Annotated in this window: 13 protein-coding genes; all 13 read right to left on the bottom strand. The window is 42.7% G+C overall.

The genetic code is table 11. From position 1 onward, the window contains the following. Positions 1 to 31: 31 nt before the first annotated feature. The 13 genes from MHO82_RS04800 to MHO82_RS04740 are packed head-to-tail and all read right to left on the bottom strand — an operon-like array spanning position 32 to position 16,296. The gene (locus tag MHO82_RS04800; protein WP_239182723.1) at positions 32 to 1,231 is read right to left on the bottom strand and encodes a VWA domain-containing protein; all 1,200 of its coding nucleotides are present in this window, start codon (positions 1,229 to 1,231) and stop codon (positions 32 to 34) included. Continuing rightward, positions 1,221 to 1,823 (bottom strand): tight adherence pilus pseudopilin TadF, encoded by a 603-nt coding sequence (gene tadF, locus MHO82_RS04795; protein WP_239182722.1) that lies wholly within the window; start codon positions 1,821 to 1,823, stop codon positions 1,221 to 1,223. The genes MHO82_RS04800 and tadF overlap by 11 nt, the downstream gene beginning before the upstream one ends. Next, positions 1,816 to 2,256 (bottom strand): TadE family protein, encoded by a 441-nt coding sequence (locus MHO82_RS04790; RefSeq protein WP_239182721.1) that lies wholly within the window; start codon positions 2,254 to 2,256, stop codon positions 1,816 to 1,818. The genes tadF and MHO82_RS04790 overlap by 8 nt, the downstream gene beginning before the upstream one ends. After that, positions 2,253 to 2,993, bottom strand: coding sequence for a tetratricopeptide repeat protein (locus MHO82_RS04785; RefSeq protein WP_239182720.1), 741 nt, complete (start codon positions 2,991 to 2,993; stop codon positions 2,253 to 2,255). Before MHO82_RS04785 ends, MHO82_RS04790 begins: the two co-directional genes overlap by 4 nt. Continuing rightward, positions 2,993 to 3,844, bottom strand: coding sequence for a type II secretion system F family protein (locus MHO82_RS04780; protein ID WP_239182719.1), 852 nt, complete (start codon positions 3,842 to 3,844; stop codon positions 2,993 to 2,995). The genes MHO82_RS04785 and MHO82_RS04780 overlap by 1 nt, the downstream gene beginning before the upstream one ends. Next, entirely contained in the window at positions 3,841 to 4,782 is a 942-nt protein-coding gene (locus MHO82_RS04775) for a type II secretion system F family protein (RefSeq protein WP_239182718.1), read from the bottom strand. Before MHO82_RS04775 ends, MHO82_RS04780 begins: the two co-directional genes overlap by 4 nt. Then, positions 4,782 to 6,197, bottom strand: coding sequence for a CpaF family protein (locus MHO82_RS04770; RefSeq protein ID WP_239182717.1), 1,416 nt, complete (start codon positions 6,195 to 6,197; stop codon positions 4,782 to 4,784). Before MHO82_RS04770 ends, MHO82_RS04775 begins: the two co-directional genes overlap by 1 nt. After that, positions 6,197 to 7,405 (bottom strand): hypothetical protein, encoded by a 1,209-nt coding sequence (locus MHO82_RS04765; protein ID WP_239182716.1) that lies wholly within the window; start codon positions 7,403 to 7,405, stop codon positions 6,197 to 6,199. The genes MHO82_RS04770 and MHO82_RS04765 overlap by 1 nt, the downstream gene beginning before the upstream one ends. Positions 7,406 to 7,413: 8 nt before the next feature. Then, positions 7,414 to 8,040 carry a CpaD family pilus assembly lipoprotein gene (locus tag MHO82_RS04760; RefSeq protein ID WP_239182715.1) on the bottom strand — a complete coding sequence of 209 codons (627 nt, stop codon included), beginning with the start codon at positions 8,038 to 8,040 and terminating at the stop codon, positions 7,414 to 7,416. 7 nt (positions 8,041 to 8,047) lie between these two features. Beyond that, positions 8,048 to 9,472, bottom strand: a complete 1,425-nt coding sequence (locus tag MHO82_RS25855) for a type II and III secretion system protein family protein (RefSeq protein WP_239182714.1) — start codon at positions 9,470 to 9,472, stop codon at positions 8,048 to 8,050. A gap of 10 nt (positions 9,473 to 9,482) precedes the next feature. Further along, a complete protein-coding gene (gene cpaB, locus MHO82_RS04750) occupies positions 9,483 to 10,328 on the bottom strand; it encodes a Flp pilus assembly protein CpaB (protein ID WP_239182713.1) in 846 nt (281 codons plus the stop codon). A 56-nt stretch (positions 10,329 to 10,384) separates the two neighbouring features. Further along, on the bottom strand, positions 10,385 to 10,573 hold the full coding sequence (locus MHO82_RS04745; RefSeq protein WP_239182712.1) for a Flp family type IVb pilin: 189 nt from the start codon (positions 10,571 to 10,573) through the stop codon (positions 10,385 to 10,387). 17 nt (positions 10,574 to 10,590) lie between these two features. After that, positions 10,591 to 16,296 carry a hypothetical protein gene (locus MHO82_RS04740; RefSeq protein ID WP_239182711.1) on the bottom strand — a complete coding sequence of 1,902 codons (5,706 nt, stop codon included), beginning with the start codon at positions 16,294 to 16,296 and terminating at the stop codon, positions 10,591 to 10,593. Positions 16,297 to 16,498: the final 202 nt, after the last annotated feature.

Raw genomic sequence — 16,498 nt, 5'->3', positions numbered from 1 at the left:
CTTCTAAATAGATTTTTAATCTTATCGGCAGTTAATGTCGTACCGACAAGTCAGACTGCACAGCCCCTTTAATGGCTGCTTGTAAATAGGTTCGTAGCTCTGCGGTATTTTGAGCATCAAACACATACTCAGAGCCACCAGCACACGATTGGAACTGTCTAATACGAGAAGAATCCACTCCATAACCAATAAAGCTCATCTCTATGTTCAGCTCAGATTTGATTTTTTCGCAGACACCAGCATTGGTAAGATCATCAAATACAGTGCCGCCATCTTGTCCATCAGTGAACAAAATCAGACGTTTCGTAATTTTAGTGCCAGTTTTATCGTCCACACTCCAATCAAAAGACCACTCATCTAACAGGGTTCTCACTCCCCAAATTAGCCCTTGGTAAGAAGCGGTATTGCCCCCTGCAGATAGAGAATCTATTTTATTTCTGACAGCAGTAAGATCTGCACTCAAAGGAAGAATGGCACCACTGTCTGAACAGTCTGCTAGCCATTCACTGCCCTTTGTCGCTTTTATATTCAGGTTCGCGGGTAAAAAATCTAGTTGCTTAACAGTCAGAGGAATATCAACCGTACTGTTGGTTTCAGATAAGCCACTCACACACATTAAACTCTGATTGGATTCAGGCAGCCATCTGACGTTTTCGACCCCAACCGCACCAGAAAATGGAATCACAGAAAACCGAACCGTGTCGCCTTTATTCTGTTCTGGTAGCGCTTCATTAATAATATTTTTTAAATCCGCCATATCACCTGACATCGAGCCAGATGTATCCAGCACTAACGCAACATCCACCGCATCTCTAGAAACAGAAACCTTAGAGACACTGTGTCCATCAACCACAATGTTTGAAGGCTGGTCGTTAATCAGTACAGTCGCCGTAGATTCAAAACCATAGGCTACCGTGACTTGGTATTCGGTATTATCAGCAGCATCAACCCGCCTCGTCACCTTCGGCTCAGAAGCAATTTCAGCCATATAAGGCTTATAATATTCTGCATATTTCATGACAGCCTGATCATCAACACGGTTTTTAATTGCTAATGAAAACGCCGCGGCTTCTGAAGCATAAATGGCTCTATTGGCAGCTTGCAAATGCATTGAAACCGCCATCACTATGCCGAATAAAATCAGCATCACTGGCAAGCTACAAACAAACACAATTGAAATACTGCCCTGCTGTGACACTTTTGTGCTCAATAGCTTCCTATTAGTTTTCAAGCTGCCTCCCATTCATGACTGAGGAACTCATGAAATATTCAGCCTCATAACGCTTGATCACCGCAAAATAGCTTGTGCTCTCTTGTTCCTCAAACGAGATGGGGTCTAAACAGACAGTGACCTGCAACAAATCGGCAGGCCTGCCACCGTTCAAATCTCCATGAGGCGCAGTACCAATCAATGAAAGCCAATTCGTCAGTGGATCATAACCACGACAGGTTTGTCCTGCTGTGACGATTTCATAAGTTCCTGGTTGGTTATTGACATCAAACTTTTGCTGCTCAAGTACGAGACCTAATCGAGATCGTATACTTTCATCAGAACCAAACTGACGAACCACCAATTCCAACAGCTGCTCCGCTAAGGCACTGTCAACCACACCATCTATGCCCACAAGGGTTTGATCCATACGCGGGCCTGTGACTACATTTTTGCTAGTAACAATGGATGTCATGGCATGAGAAGCAACGTTAAGTTGATTTTTTAATTGAACGGCACTGTTCAGCTGAGTCACGATCAAAGTCAAAAGCACAACAAATAAAATAATAAATGGCAGCTCTATACTGCTGATCCCTCGCTGATTTTTACGCATAATAATGAGCTACATAAATGGTTTTAGTGAACGTATGCTCACCATCAAACAGAACAGGTAGAAATGAAATCCCCATAAATTCCATGGTGTACGTCAGTTTGTATTGAGCATATGGCTGATTGGTATGGCTAGTAACCGAATTATCATCGACTAACTCGTTGAAATCTGAAAAATAACGCCCTTCGATCTTGAGCTTATCCATTTGGATCAGCGGCCAATTATTTGCGTCAATGTTCTCTTTTATTGACACCGCAATATCATCATTGACTGTGGTACTGGTTTGTTCAAATGTACTCTTAGCCAATGCACTGTCTAGCAAAGAATTCACCAGTAAAAACCGACAAATTTCGATGAAAATAATAAACATGCACATAAAAGGAAGTAAAGTAAGTGCAAACTCTATTGTTTGACCACCACGCTGACGACTCCTCATAACGGCTTACTCACTATCTGTCGGTAATACTCAAGATTACTTTCAAGCTCTGCCGCGGTTAAATCCCCTTCTATCAGTTCTCTGGCCGCATCCAGATCCCCTTTCATTGCATACGCTAACGCAAGGTTTTGGCGCATTTTGGCGGTACTTTTTCCCTTTGAATACGCACGATAAAGCACATCGATTCCTTTTTGCGGCTGCTCATCTAAAATCCATGCCAATGCTAAGTTGTTTCTGTACTCTAAACGGGTAGGCTCAATGGCTAAAGCCGCAGAAAACGCATCACGCGCAGCATCGTATTTACGTTGTAAGGAATAACATACTCCCAAGCTATTCTGGCTCACGGCATCTTTTGGTTGTACTTCTAGAGCTTTCATTAACTGTTGCTGTGCTAAATCGAGTTCCCCTAAACCTAAATGGGCACGACCCAACTCTCTACTTACCTTTTCCGGTTGAAAACTATTATCAACGCGCTTTAAATAATGAATAGCCAATTCGAACTCATCGATCTGGTTATAAGCACTTCCCAATAAAAAATGCAATTCAGGATCATTAGGGTTCTTTTCAAGCTCAGCAGAATAAATATCAATGGCGTTCTCAATGCGCCCTGTTTCCAGAGCAATGTCTGCCAACTTACGATCCGTGTTCTCTAATTCGGCCGTTGGCTCTGATTGATTATGCGAAGTAGCAGTACACCCCGCTAAAACCAATACCAAACTAAGAATAATGAGCCTCATTATACCCCCAGCATAGTTAGAATTTTTAAAATGGTCGGAGCGGCAATTAGCACCACCACAGGTACCATCACCAGCCCTACTAAAGGCAACGACATTTGAGCAGGTAATTTACCTACTTTTTCTTCAAGACGAAGATAACGATGTTGGCGGCTGTCTGTCGCCATAACTCGAAGGGTTTCTGCAACGGCACTACCGTATTGATCCGACTGAATTAATGTGGAAGCCATAATGTCGATTTCTTGTACTTTCACTCGGCGTTGCATATTAATGAATGCGGTTTTACGTGAATCCAGCAAACGTAATTCCGCTTCAGTGATCAGCAGTTCACGTGATAGTTCTGGACTGATCCTTTTTAGCTCTTTACCCACTTTGGCAAACGTGGCTTCAATCGTTAAACCAGATTCGATGCAAATCACCATCAAATCTAGGGCATCCGGTGTAGCTGATGCGATGCGCTCAATAATCTGCTTTGCTCTAAAATGCAAAAAACGCTCAACCAGCAAGCCACCACTGATTGCAAACACTATGGCTTTAGCAAGCTCCGAGGAATTGAGATCAAACTGGCGATAATACAACCATGCCATGCCAGAGAACAGCATCACGCTGCCTTTTACAAGCCAAAAATACCGCAGTGCTTTCGGTGAATAAAATCCAGCAGAAATTAATAACATTTCAGCTTTGGTTTTGGTATTTTGTTTCGCAAGATCTTGCGCATTCGAGGCCGTATTACGAGAAATAGCCTCAATACGAGAAGCAATTTTATCCTGCTGCTCTGCGTAACGACGTAAACTCACAGCAAGCAAACCACTAATGCCGAATAAAAATGCAGCGAGCCATAGTAAGGTCGTCATAATTTCACCTTCGTCAGATAAGAAATAATGCCGATACCCGCACTCATACTAGCAACGATATACAAAAGAATGGCATTGCCTGATTCTGTCGAGAGTAAAAGATCAATGTTATCCGGGGTTTTGTAAATCATGTACCCGACCAAACTAAGCACCAGCGTAACCAATATGACCATAGTGATTCGAGGCTCAGCCGTTAAGCTTCGAGCTTTCATTTTAATGGTGCTGTTATCATGTAGCGTCCGACTTAAACTGTTCAAAATAGAACGAAGCTGACCACCACTGTCCTGATTCAATGTCAGCGCTACCGTAAAGAAATGAAAACCCGAGTAAGGTAAACGATGGTTCGCCTCCGCAAGAGCTTGTTTTAAATCCATCCCTATCTCTAGCTTGTTTTTGATTAAGGTAAATTCTTGAGCAATCAAACCTCGGTGACTCACGGCAATTTGTCCAATCGCTTCAGGAACAGTTACCCCAACCATGACTGCTCTTGATAACTGATTCAGAACTTGAGGAAAGCTTTTTTCAAATGCCTTACGCTGCTGCATGCCCAAATACACATAGCTCCCCCCTAGTCCAACAATCATGGCTAAAGCCGCTGCAATGAGCTTCAGTGAGGCGGATTCTGTTGGAATATAAAACCAACACGCCAAGCAAACCACAGCGGCACTGATCACCACCACTTTTTTGCCACTCACACCGTACAGTGCATCGAATCGCTGGCCAAAACGTTGACTGGTTTGTTGTAACCATGACTGTTCTTGCTGCCACGAAAATAACGCAGTCTGTGGTGTTTTTGCACCCTGAGCTGGAGCCAATGCTTTCACACGACGTGACACTTTAGTACGTACCGTGACGGTGCGTAAAACCGCAGAACAAAGGTATAGCAACCCAATCAAACCAAGCACCGCTAACGGCAGTAGCCAAGAAGTCGATAGCATTATCCCATCACTCCTAATGCCGATTTTAATTGGCGATCAAGCTGATAATAACGTGCTTTTTTCACAAACTTAGGCAGCTGCTGAGTAGAGACGAAATGGCCATGCAAGTTACCAAGGTGATCTTGCTCTTGGTACTGATAAGAGAACAGATCTTGTGAAATATATTGATCACCTTCTAAACCAGTGAGCTCCGTAATGCGCACCACTCGTCGTTTGCCATCTGCCATTCGCTCAACTTGAACAACAAGCTCAATGGTACTGGCAATCTGACGACGCAATGCCAGCAAAGGTAAGTTTGCCTGAGCGTTCATCAACATGTTTTCTAGTCGGATCAACGCATCACCCGGCGAGTTTGCGTGCAATGTCGACATAGAGCCATCATGGCCCGTATTCATCGCTTGCATCATATCGTAGGCTTCAATGCCACGAACCTCACCCAGCAAAATACGATCTGGACGCATACGTAACGCATTTTTTAGTAGCTGACGCTGATCAACGTGCGCAGTACCCTCAATACTTTCAGGGCGTGTTTCTAATCGAATAACATGAGGCTGCTGTAACTTAAGTTCCGCCGCATCTTCAATGGTAATAATGCGCTCATCCGCTGCAATGCTAAACGACATTGCATTAAGTAAAGTAGTTTTACCTGCACCAGTACCACCTGAAACAAGAATGTTCACCTTACAGCGAGCTGCAATATCCAGTACTTCAGCCATTTCTACAGACATTGAGCCAGATGCTGCAAGTTGCTGTAAAGACTGCTTGTTATCTACAAATTTACGAATAGAAATACACGTGCCATCAAGTGCAAGTGGCGGCATGATCACATTCACACGGCTACCATCCGCCAAGCGGGCATCCACCATCGGGGTTGCTTCATCAATACGACGGCCAACCTTACTCACAATTCGACGTGCCACACTCAGTAAGTGGTCTTCATCACGAAAAGTAATGTGAGATGGGAATACCTTGCCCTGCTTTTCAATAAACACCTGCTTAGGACCATTCACCATGATGTCGCTGATCTCAGGATCATTCACTAATGGTTGCAGTGGGCCAAGACCTAGCATTTCATCGATTAAGCTGTGAGTAATCTCTCGCAGATCACGCACACCCATTGCCATTTGATGGTTTGTGGCAATGGTATCAACAGCATCATGAATACGGATTTCAAGGTCTTCCGCTGACAGCTGTAAAGCCACCGCTGGCTCAATGGTCGCCATCACTTCGCGGTGAATCAATGCAAGGCGGCTTTCTTTTAGCTCACGCTCTTGTACAGTTTTACTTGGCTCCGAATGGGAAAAAGAGGTCGTCCCTATTCCTTGCTGACCAACCTGATATTGGTCTTGATAACGACTTTTATTCAAACCATTGGCTTGATGAGACGCTCTCTTAGTATTCGTTTTACCAAACATTATTTACCTCCAAATAAGCGTGAAAAGAACGCTTTTTTGGCGGCTGGCTCATCAATAATAAGATCAGATAACTGTTCTATTACGTTATTCAACTTACGGTTTTTATCAAACGGAAGTTCACCAATGCTGGCTGATGACAAAAAGGCTTTTGGTGCGTAAGGAATCGTAATATCAACATTTCGACCAATCACTTTCACGATATCTTCTGGTGTCAGTAAAGAGCTGCCAGCTGGTTTTGTTTGGTTCAGAACAACAAACACACGTTGGGCAGGGTTTTGCTCTAACCGCTGTAGCAATACACTCGTTTGTCTTAACGACGATAACGTTGGTTCTACAACCAACACACACACATCAGCACGTTGCACAGCATGGAAACCAACCTGATCACGTAAAGAGAACGTCGGTACATCCCATAGAAGGTAATCAGCATGCTCCAAACAAAAATCAGACACAGTATTAAAGCTGTCTAAATCAGGCCAAAACTCTTGTTCTCCCTGCCCAGAATACCCCGTAAACACATGTAAATTCTGTAATGCACATGTACTACTACGTTGGTAAATAACAGGCTCTAAACGCTCTGGAAAGCGCAGCATTTCAAGCAGGCGATTATTGGCTTTAAAATCTAAATGAAGATCTAAGTCTCCACCAATAAAGTCCAGATCAGCCACTGCGACTTGCTTACCTTTTCTGGCCAACATAGCACTAATGCTCGCAATCAGTGTCGTTGCCCCTGAGCCTGCTTTAGCACCAATAACAGCAAGGTGTTTACTGTTTTTTGAGCTTCCCTGGTGAGTCGGTGTTACTAAAGATAGCGAAGGCATATGAATGACTTTTTCAACACTCATACGACTCAGCGGCACCGACAAATACTCATCCACACCCAACTGCTGTAGCGACAAACAGGTTTCCAGTTCATCGATACAACCAATAACGATCAAACGCGATCGTGTCGATAACTTTTGAACTAAAGTAGTGAACAACGCCAATTCTGGCAAAAGTGCGTTATGAGAAACATCTAATACCACATTTTCTGGTAATGCGTTGTCATCACAATACGCTATGGCTTCATGAATACCACCAATAATACGTTGGTACTGGCAATGACGTGTTTCAAGGGCGCTTTCGAACAACGAACTGTGGTGATCATTTTTACTAAAAATCACAGTATGAGCATCAGTTTCCACGATTGCTTTTTGGTTATTATTCATCGTATCTCCTACTGATTATTACCACTAGATTGGTTACTACTGGTTGAATTACTCTGTTCTATGACGGTTTTAGTGTTGTAATAAGCATCTAGTGTTGAAACGGCTTTACGTCCTTGAGAAGGCGCTAAACGTTCTGACACCACCAACTCACGTGGATCAGCAACCATTTGCGCTAGCGCATTTGCACTGGCGCAGCCAAAGTTGTCTGAGTTATGTCGATGATTACCAAGAGTAAAATAATCTCCTCCTTGGCATGAGCTTAACTGTGAACGAAACTGCTCAACGATTAGGACTACATCTTTATTTGAATCACCGTTTGTGACGTTTTTTTTCACTTCAACTTGGCTTGGGTATATCGCTTGTTCATGGAATAAACCAACTAGCTGCTGTGATACTCTCTCGCCTTTTTTCGTATTCGCTTCAATGCGTACTCGTAAGCGATTTGGATTTCCCTGGCGAACAATAAAATTCTTCACCGCTTGTTTATCTTGAGTAGATAAAGCACGGCCTTTCACAGAAAAACTCATTTTTTGGCTAACGATTTCAACATTAACACTTGGCTCTCTTTTAATAGGCTGAGAAGCCGAACATGCCGTTAGCGAGAGAACAAGCAGTGATAAAATTGCGACTTTCATTATTACCTCAGTAGTAGAAACCGTTATCGCCAAGTAAACGAGGCTGTTGATTGTCTGAAATACCCATTTTTAAATTGCTCTCTGAACCATCTTGGTTTTCCAGTGCACGGCGAGCATTTTTCTCAGGTAGAGCGAGTAAACGTTCAAGATCACTTGGAGGTAATAGGCCATCGGTCGGAAGCGAAAAACTGTCACTACGAATTGGGTTAACTAAGTACGCCGTGGCAATAATAAGTAACTCAGTTTCTTCACGCTTAAACGCAGAAGAGCGGAAAAGTGAACCTAAAATAGGAACATCGCCAAGGAATGGTACTTTTTGCATGTCTTCAATATCACGACTTTGCAGTAAACCACCTAAAACGAAACTTTGACCACTAGCGAGTTCAATAGTGGTAGATGCCTTACGAGTAGTGAAATTAGGCAACAGAATGTTCCCCGCTTGATAACTACTATCAACCGAAATCATGCTCACTTCAGGGGCAACCACTAAGCTAATACGGTTAGGGCCTAATACTGTCGGTTTAAAAGCAAGTTGAACCCCGTACGCTTTGTACTCAATAGCAGCGGTATCGTTAAGCACTAAAGGTAATGCAACTTCGCCACCCACAAGGAATTTAGCAAATTCACCGCTTAGTGCGGTTAGGTTAGGTTCTGCCAAAACAGAAATCAGACCATTTTCAGCGAGTGCATCTACGGTCACAGAAAACTGCTGATCAAAAAATGACAACACACCAGGGCTGCCTTTGCTGCCGCTCCAGCCACCAGAAAAGTGCTTACTGCTGTCTGCCCACTTAACACCAAGCTGGTTAGAGACGTTGCGAGATACTTCTGCTATACGGACACGTAAGTTCACCTGATTTGGCATAGTGACCACCATTTGATTGATGATCTCATCCGTTTGTGAACTAGGGCTAGCTTCGTCGTTATTACCTTGCTGGCTATCACTCGTAGAAGAGCCTGAATCAGAAGCCGCATCACCGGATGTGTTTTGTGAAGCTAAATCCACTTTGGTAAAACCAGCAGCAATACGATAGATATTGTCCGCTTCTACCGGTGTTGCTACATGTCCTTTTAAGAATAACTTTCCTGCAATGGATTCTGCCGTAACAAACGCATCGGGAAAGTTCGATTTAATGATTTTATTTAAGCTTTTAACATCGTGTTCAACCTTAATTGAAGCTTCAAGAATAATATTTTCATCAATGTCTAAAGCAATGATCGAAGTAACCCCTGCCTTTTTACCAAATACACTCACTTTTGTATTGGTTAAAGTTTGGTAATCTACTATTTCAGGGTTTGCAATAAATACCGAACGGGCATTTTCAGGTAAATTAATTAACTTAGCTTTATCGATAGATAATTCAATTGTTTTTGCAGAGAGAAAACTGCTAAAAAAAACAAAAATAACTACTAGTATACTTTTATTAAACACGCCGACTTCCCTACTGGCCTATCAGTGATTTTTTCTGTGCTCTAAATTCAATTAGACCATGATCAGGACTAACCACTTTTAATTCAGGGGCAATATTATTAATGTTGACTCGATTTGCCCCAAGTTGTGCTTTTTCTTCATGGCTATTTCTGAGAACCATACTTAATGTGCCGAGTTGCTTTGCCAAAATGATTTTGTTCGCTTCAAGGGCACTCACTTGCAAAGTCACAGCACTGTCATCAGGAACAAAACCTTTATTGCCTTTTTGCACCTCTAAGTACTTGTCATGTCGAACTGCATCGTTAAACGCCAGCACTTTTACTTTTTCAAGAATGGTTTTTACGTACAAGTCTTGAGTATCGTTATTGTTCGTTCTTAACTCTTCTTCTTTTGAAGCAATAAGAACCAAATCTACCCAATCTCCTGGGCCAATAAGACCTGAACTTGCCGTGACTTGATCAACAGGAACAGAAACAGCGCGATAGCCTTCTTTTAGAACTAATGATAAATAACCGCCATTATCTGGGAAGATAAAGTCATCACTGCTAATAATTCGACCTTTTTTAAAATCGCCATTAATCACAGAGCCGTGTAAAGATTGGATATCAAAGCTGTCTCTTGCAATATAGCTGACTAACTTATTAAGTTCAGATTTATCGACACTTTTCCACTCAAATGAAGAGCTACTAAATACCCGGCCAGATTCTATATTTGAAGACGCAATAAGTACTTCTACTTTCTGAACTCGTGTTTCAGTTAACTCCTCTGCTACTGGTTGGACTAAAAATAGCGCCATTAATAAAAAACCAGCAATAGACAAAAAAATCGACAGGAAAACTAATTTTTTTATTTTCATATATCTATTATTACTTGGGGTAATGGGCACTCAAGATTATGAGCGCCCTAATAAGATTAGTTTTCGCTGTCACTTTTTGTGATAGAACCTAACTGCGTTTCAATAGTGGTATATGTATCTTTTAAAGCAGCTGTGATCTTTCCATCACCACCAACAGCATCAATTAGTATAAGTGACATAGCGGCAGCTAAAATTGCGTACTCAATCGCCGCTGCGCCTTTTTGTTTTTTCTTATTATTAAACATAATGGTTCCTAATTATCTTATTGTGCTACTAAGCGGTAAATAAATTTGTATTTTGTATAAGGACTGTAGGACTGTCCGACTGAGCTATCTTCTGAAGTACCATCAGACATGGAAACACATTCCACATAATCACGCCCATATTGCTGAGATTCTGCTGAACTGGCGTAGCAAACCCGAGCGTTGTATTGATCCGAGGCAGGTAAACCATCTTTTGGTACGACGCTATATGGGAAAACAACATTGTCTACTGGATATAGTGATTGCAACTCAGTAACCGTTGGTAAACGCCACGCAGACTTGCCACAACTATTTTTCGACGTGGCCTCTGTTTTAATATCATCAAGGATCTTAAATCGCGCAGCATCTGCGGCTGTAAATAGCTGCCAAGTTAAATTTGTGGTTGGATCCACCACACATGTTGCTGCACTTCTGTCTGTTGTATTTGTGCCATTTTCTAACAATAACTGGTACGCAATTGGCGTTTCACGTACTAAACGAGCCAAAGTGTACGCATATTGGTCACTACCATCCCTTTCACTGCTATCTTTTCGTTCAGATTCAGACTCAGACTGGAACCTGAAGACAGCGGCTTCATCTGAGCGTGAAACGGAATCACTCGCCCAATAGTAGTAACGTGGCGACGTGTAACTTTCGTACGGTTCATGACCTTTATGATTAGGGAACACATCAGTATCAATAAATTTATCAAACGATCCGTTTGATTTGGTTTTTAGTGTTTCAAATAAGAAATAGCTCGGTACTTTCCAATCGTTATAGCCACATAACTGAGCCTGATTAGTCGTTTCAAGGAAACCACCAGCGCCGAGTAACGTTTTCGCAGAGCTGGCCTCATAAGCCATATCATCCACGCCATTACCTAAGCCATTTCGCAATAAACTCCACACTCGATTACGTTCTGGATTACGTAAATCCATCACACAACGCCAACCTTGAGCATAAGTGGTCGCCGTTGGTAGGTATTTACCATTAATGTCCAGTTTGGCGAAGTTTGTCGCAACTTTCGCTTGATCAACACTCACGCTGTAACCATTTTGCCAAGCTGAATCAAAGCCTTGTTTTGCTTTATCTTCATGCACTTTTAAGCCAGCGCTATCGAAGCCCGACACTTTGGTATTCACAAGCAAAATCAATTGGTCGAATTGAGTAACCAGTTGCGCCACTAACTCTGAACTTACTGCGGTTAGATCACTGCTAAACTGCGTTTGCTGTGCCGTTAGCGTAATTAACGTTTGTTTTAATTCTTCAAGTTTGGCGTATAACGCTTGGGCATCACTGTGCATTAGTGCCCCATCGGCACCTAATAACGTTGCATCTAGCTTCTGGCTGCTTTGAGTTAAAGCAAGCTCAACAATACGTAAGTCGATATACGTCGTGGTGATTTTTTCTGCTTTTTGCAGCATTTCTGCGGACGCTTTACGCTCTTTTAACGTTTTTAATGCAGTTTGTGCTGCAGCTAAATCTGTATTAAGTAGCGCTTTATCTTGCTCAGTTAACCCCGCACGCTGCTGTACTAAAGCAATATAAGCGGCGGCTTTTTGAATATTCGTTTCCTGAGCTGTAATCACCGTTTCAATTTGGCTAATCAATACTGGAAGGCTTGCAATTAACGCCGTCACATCGGTTTTATCTTGGGTAAGTTCCGCTAGCGTTAATGTGGATGAAAAACCAGAAATCACACCGGTCCAATCTTGTTCTACGGTCTGCCAACTGGTTTGAGAATTTGTTACTCCAAGCTCTAAGGCCGATTTAGTGCTCGCAACAAAACTCTTAACTTCAGACGTAGCAGGCAGTACGGCTTTAGCACTTAAATACACAAATCGCCATTGAGTATCACCTGTGTAATCAGCACCGTCTTGTATCGCCTGATACGTTCCATCGTCTTTTTTACCCCAGAACGTTGAACCGGTGTGAATAAATTTATTATTTGTATCCGCTAAACCAGACAGTGTTTTAACCAATGCATAGCTTGGCGCTTGCCAAATACCCAGATTACATTTTTGATCTTTGTTTGCATCTGCAATCCAAGTATCAATGCGATCACTCTTTACCGAAGTTGATGACAGCCAAAATACAGGTTCAGCATTTTCTATTTCATAATAAGCTTCGCATTGTTTAGAACCTGACCAATCACCATATCGAGAATAAACAGAATTACTCAATGGTAATGGCTTACCATTCTCACCATACTGAACATATTTTAATGCTTCAAAATCAACGGTAGCCGTTGTTGCCCATAAAGTGTTACCCGCTGGTCGATTTAACTTGCTGTCGCTCTTAACACGAACACCTACCTGTGTTTTATCATACGCTTTATGACCAATGTGCTGCGGAATGCTCACCACATCTTGCCATGTCGTACCACCATCATTGGTGAACTCATAATCTGATGCTTGAGTAAACCCAGCCGTTACCGTCCAGTTCAGTCCATTGGTTTTTATTGAGCTGGTATTAACGACTACAGGCAGTGTTGGGGCATCCGCTGGAACCACATCGAAGTATTCACTTGGGTTGCTTGCGATCAAGCCTGCTGGCATACCATTTTCAGCATTTGCTTTCACACGAACTTGAACTTGACCAACACCATAAGCGTTGTCGCCTACGTTTACAGGCTTCACTGTAACTGATAACCAAGTGTTTCCGTTATCTTTAGAAAGCTCGTAATCGGTGGCTTGTGTAAAGCCAGTAACAAAAGTCCAATCAAACGTATTTGTTGAATCATTAACCACAATACCCGTTGGGGCGGTAGGTTGTGCTGGTGTTAAGGTAAACGCCTTAGTATTAGCAATACTGTCACTTTCCGCACGACCTGTGATTGGGTCTGCTTTTACTCGAACTTTAACGTCGCCAATGGAAAAATCACCGTCGGAGATGGTCATCGGATTGGCTGAAGCTGAAGCCCATTCCGCTGTACCTACTTTAATTTCGTAGTCGGAAGCAGCGGTAAAGCCAGTAACATTCGTCCAACCAAAGGTATTCAGTGCATCATCCACAATAGGTGCTGTTGGTGCCGCTGGTTTAGTTGGCGTTGCTGTAAAGACTTTGTCATTGCTCAGTGCCTGCCCTGCTGGACGACCATTTGTGGTATCTGTTTTAACACGAACCAGAATGTCACCAATCGCATAAGCCTGATCAGGGATGCTCACTGGGTTCTGAGTTACTGCCTGCCAAGGGGATGCACCAATTTTCACCTCATAATCCGACGCCGCGTTAAAACCTGCCACAGCAGTCCAACCAAAACTGTTATTTGCATCGTCCACTACAGGCGCTGTTGGCGCTACGGGTAAATCAGGGGTAACGGTAAATGCATCGGTGTTTGAAAGCAATCGACCCGCAGGACGTCCAGTTTTCGTGTCTTCTTTAACACGAACTATAATGCTACCTACTGCGTATTCTTTATCGTCTAGTTGAACAGGATTTGTGCTCACCACTTGCCAAGCACCTGCCCCGATTTTTATTTCATAATCAGAAGGAGAAGAGAAACCAGCAACAGTATTCCAACCGAAAGTGTTACTTGCATCGTCAGTTTGTGGGGCTGTTGGAGCAACTGGCTGCTCTGGTGTTACAGTATAAGCTTCATGGTTTGTTAAAGCTGCACTCGCTAAACGCCCTGTTTTCGCATCCGCTTTCACCCTTACCTGAATTGCACCGACAGCGTAAACGACGTTATCGACTTGCATTGGGTTAGCCGTTGCTGTTTTCCAAGCTGCATTTCCAATTTTGATCTCATAATCAGAAGCAGCACCAAACCCAGACACTTTTGACCAACCAAACGTATTACTCGCATCATCTACTTGAGCAGACGTAGGTGCACTTGGCGTAGCTGGTGTTACAGTAAATGCTTCTTTACTCAGCAACGACGGGCTGTATTCCCCTTTTGAATTAAAGGTACGAACTGCAACCTGACCTGCCGAATATGCTTTATCTGGCACTGTGTGAGGGTTATTGGTTACTGGCTGCCAATTCACCCCTGCATCGTATGAAATTTGATAATCAGACGGCGAGCCAAACCCAGCGGCATAGGTAAAGGTTAACGTATTATTACCATCGTCCACTACAGCATTCATTGGTGCAGGCAGTACCATCATATCTTTGCTAAATGATGTATTTACCACGCCTTCTACCCCAGCCGCACGGCCAGTAATAGGATCTGCCTTTACTCGTACTTTAATGGTACCAGCTGGAATATTAATATCCCCAACGCTGATGGTCTGTGTTGTCGCCTCAACCCAACCGTTACCTAAATTGTATTCATAATCAGTTAGCTTAGAAAAACCACTAACCAGTGCCCACGTAAAGGTATCTGACGCATCATTCGTATTTGTGATCGCTGGTGCTGAAGGCTGTGCTGGCGTCAATGTCATAGCGGTCGTAGAAGAAACACTCTCGCCACTTAAAACATGATTTTCAGACTGAGCTTTGACTCGCACTTTCAGATGACCAACAGCAATGGCTTGATCAGCGATCGACTGTGGATTAGCCGCTGCCGCTTGCCAAATCGATCCGTTATCTAATGAATATTCGTACAGCTCAGCGGCATCGTAGCCAGTTACTACATCCCACGTGAACGTATTATTTGCGTCATTGGTTGTAATAGCGGAAGGAGCAACCGGGGTAACATAAACAATCTTTGCAAAGTCATTACTCGACTTTAGCGCATCGCCGGCTAAGCGATTAATTTCTTTTTTAGCCTTCACACGAACTTGAACTGTACCTGCCGAGTAACTATTGTCACCCATTGGCTGAGGATTCGCAGTCACTTGCAGCCAGGTTACTCCGTTATCTACCGAGTACTCGTAATCTTCAACTGCCGTTAAACGACCAGCCCACGCCCAACCAAATAAATCGTTTTTATCATCCACCACACCATTTTTTGGTGTTGGTGGTTTAATAGAAGTCACTCCTGTTGAGACTTCTTCTGAAGTTACTTTTACGTCATCAACAACTTCATCACTCACCACCTTCAGTGTTTGAGCATCAACGGTACCATTTGCGACCAAAACATCGGTTTTTTTCTTCATACCCGAAACATCAATCATCGCAAGTTTGCCATGTAATGCTTTTCGCGCTTTAAAGCGATCAACATTTTCAGCCAATGAAGCCTGCTCAGCATCTTTCATGAGCTGAGTAACGCTTCGTGCTAACGCATGCAGTTGTTGATCCGTTTCATTATTACCCGCAACGTAATCACGGCCTAAGTCTCCGACAGTAATACTTAATTCAGACGCAAGAGCCGCTTCAGCATCTTGGTAAGAAACACTATCATGCTTAGCCCTTTCGATGACTAACGTAGTGAAAGGTGTAATCACTTCAGAGTTATTCGCTTCTGCCACTAAACCAAATGAATGTTCGATCGCAGAATCAGGCTGATCACTATCGATCGTTTCTCCTGAAATGGCTTCAACAATAATCGGGAAGTTTAAATCTGAAGGGGCTGAGTACGGCAGGGTAAATTGACCATTTTTATTCGTACGAACGATTTGTCCATCGCTCACGTCACACTTCATATCTGCGTTTTTATCAAGGCAAACTTTCGCATTTTCTAAATAACCGTCAATGGCCGTTCCGCTTAAAACAAGTGGTGAATGACCACTCCCTGGATTCGCACTTTCTTTCGGGTCAGAACTAGAATCATTACATGCAACGAGCAATGAACTCGCCACCATTGACAGAATAAACTTTTGTTTAGCCTTAAAACTATCCATAGCCTTAACTACTCCAAATACAACAGACTAAGTTGATGAGAAATGCATTCATAAAATAAATGTCAATTTACATATTTTTGCGTATGTTAATTAAAATGATATCGATTATCAATTATATTTGATCTATTATCCTAAAAAATCACCTAGTTAGAGATTAAAAATCTATAAAGAATGGTGTTCTAACCCGTAAAACAACTATTAG

This window comes from Vibrio sp. Of7-15 (assembly GCF_022347565.1).
In the GTDB taxonomy this organism is placed as follows: Bacteria; Pseudomonadota; Gammaproteobacteria; order Enterobacterales; family Vibrionaceae; genus NORP241.
Note: the sequence above shows the minus strand (reverse complement) of the source record. Positions and strands in the feature narration are given on the sequence as shown.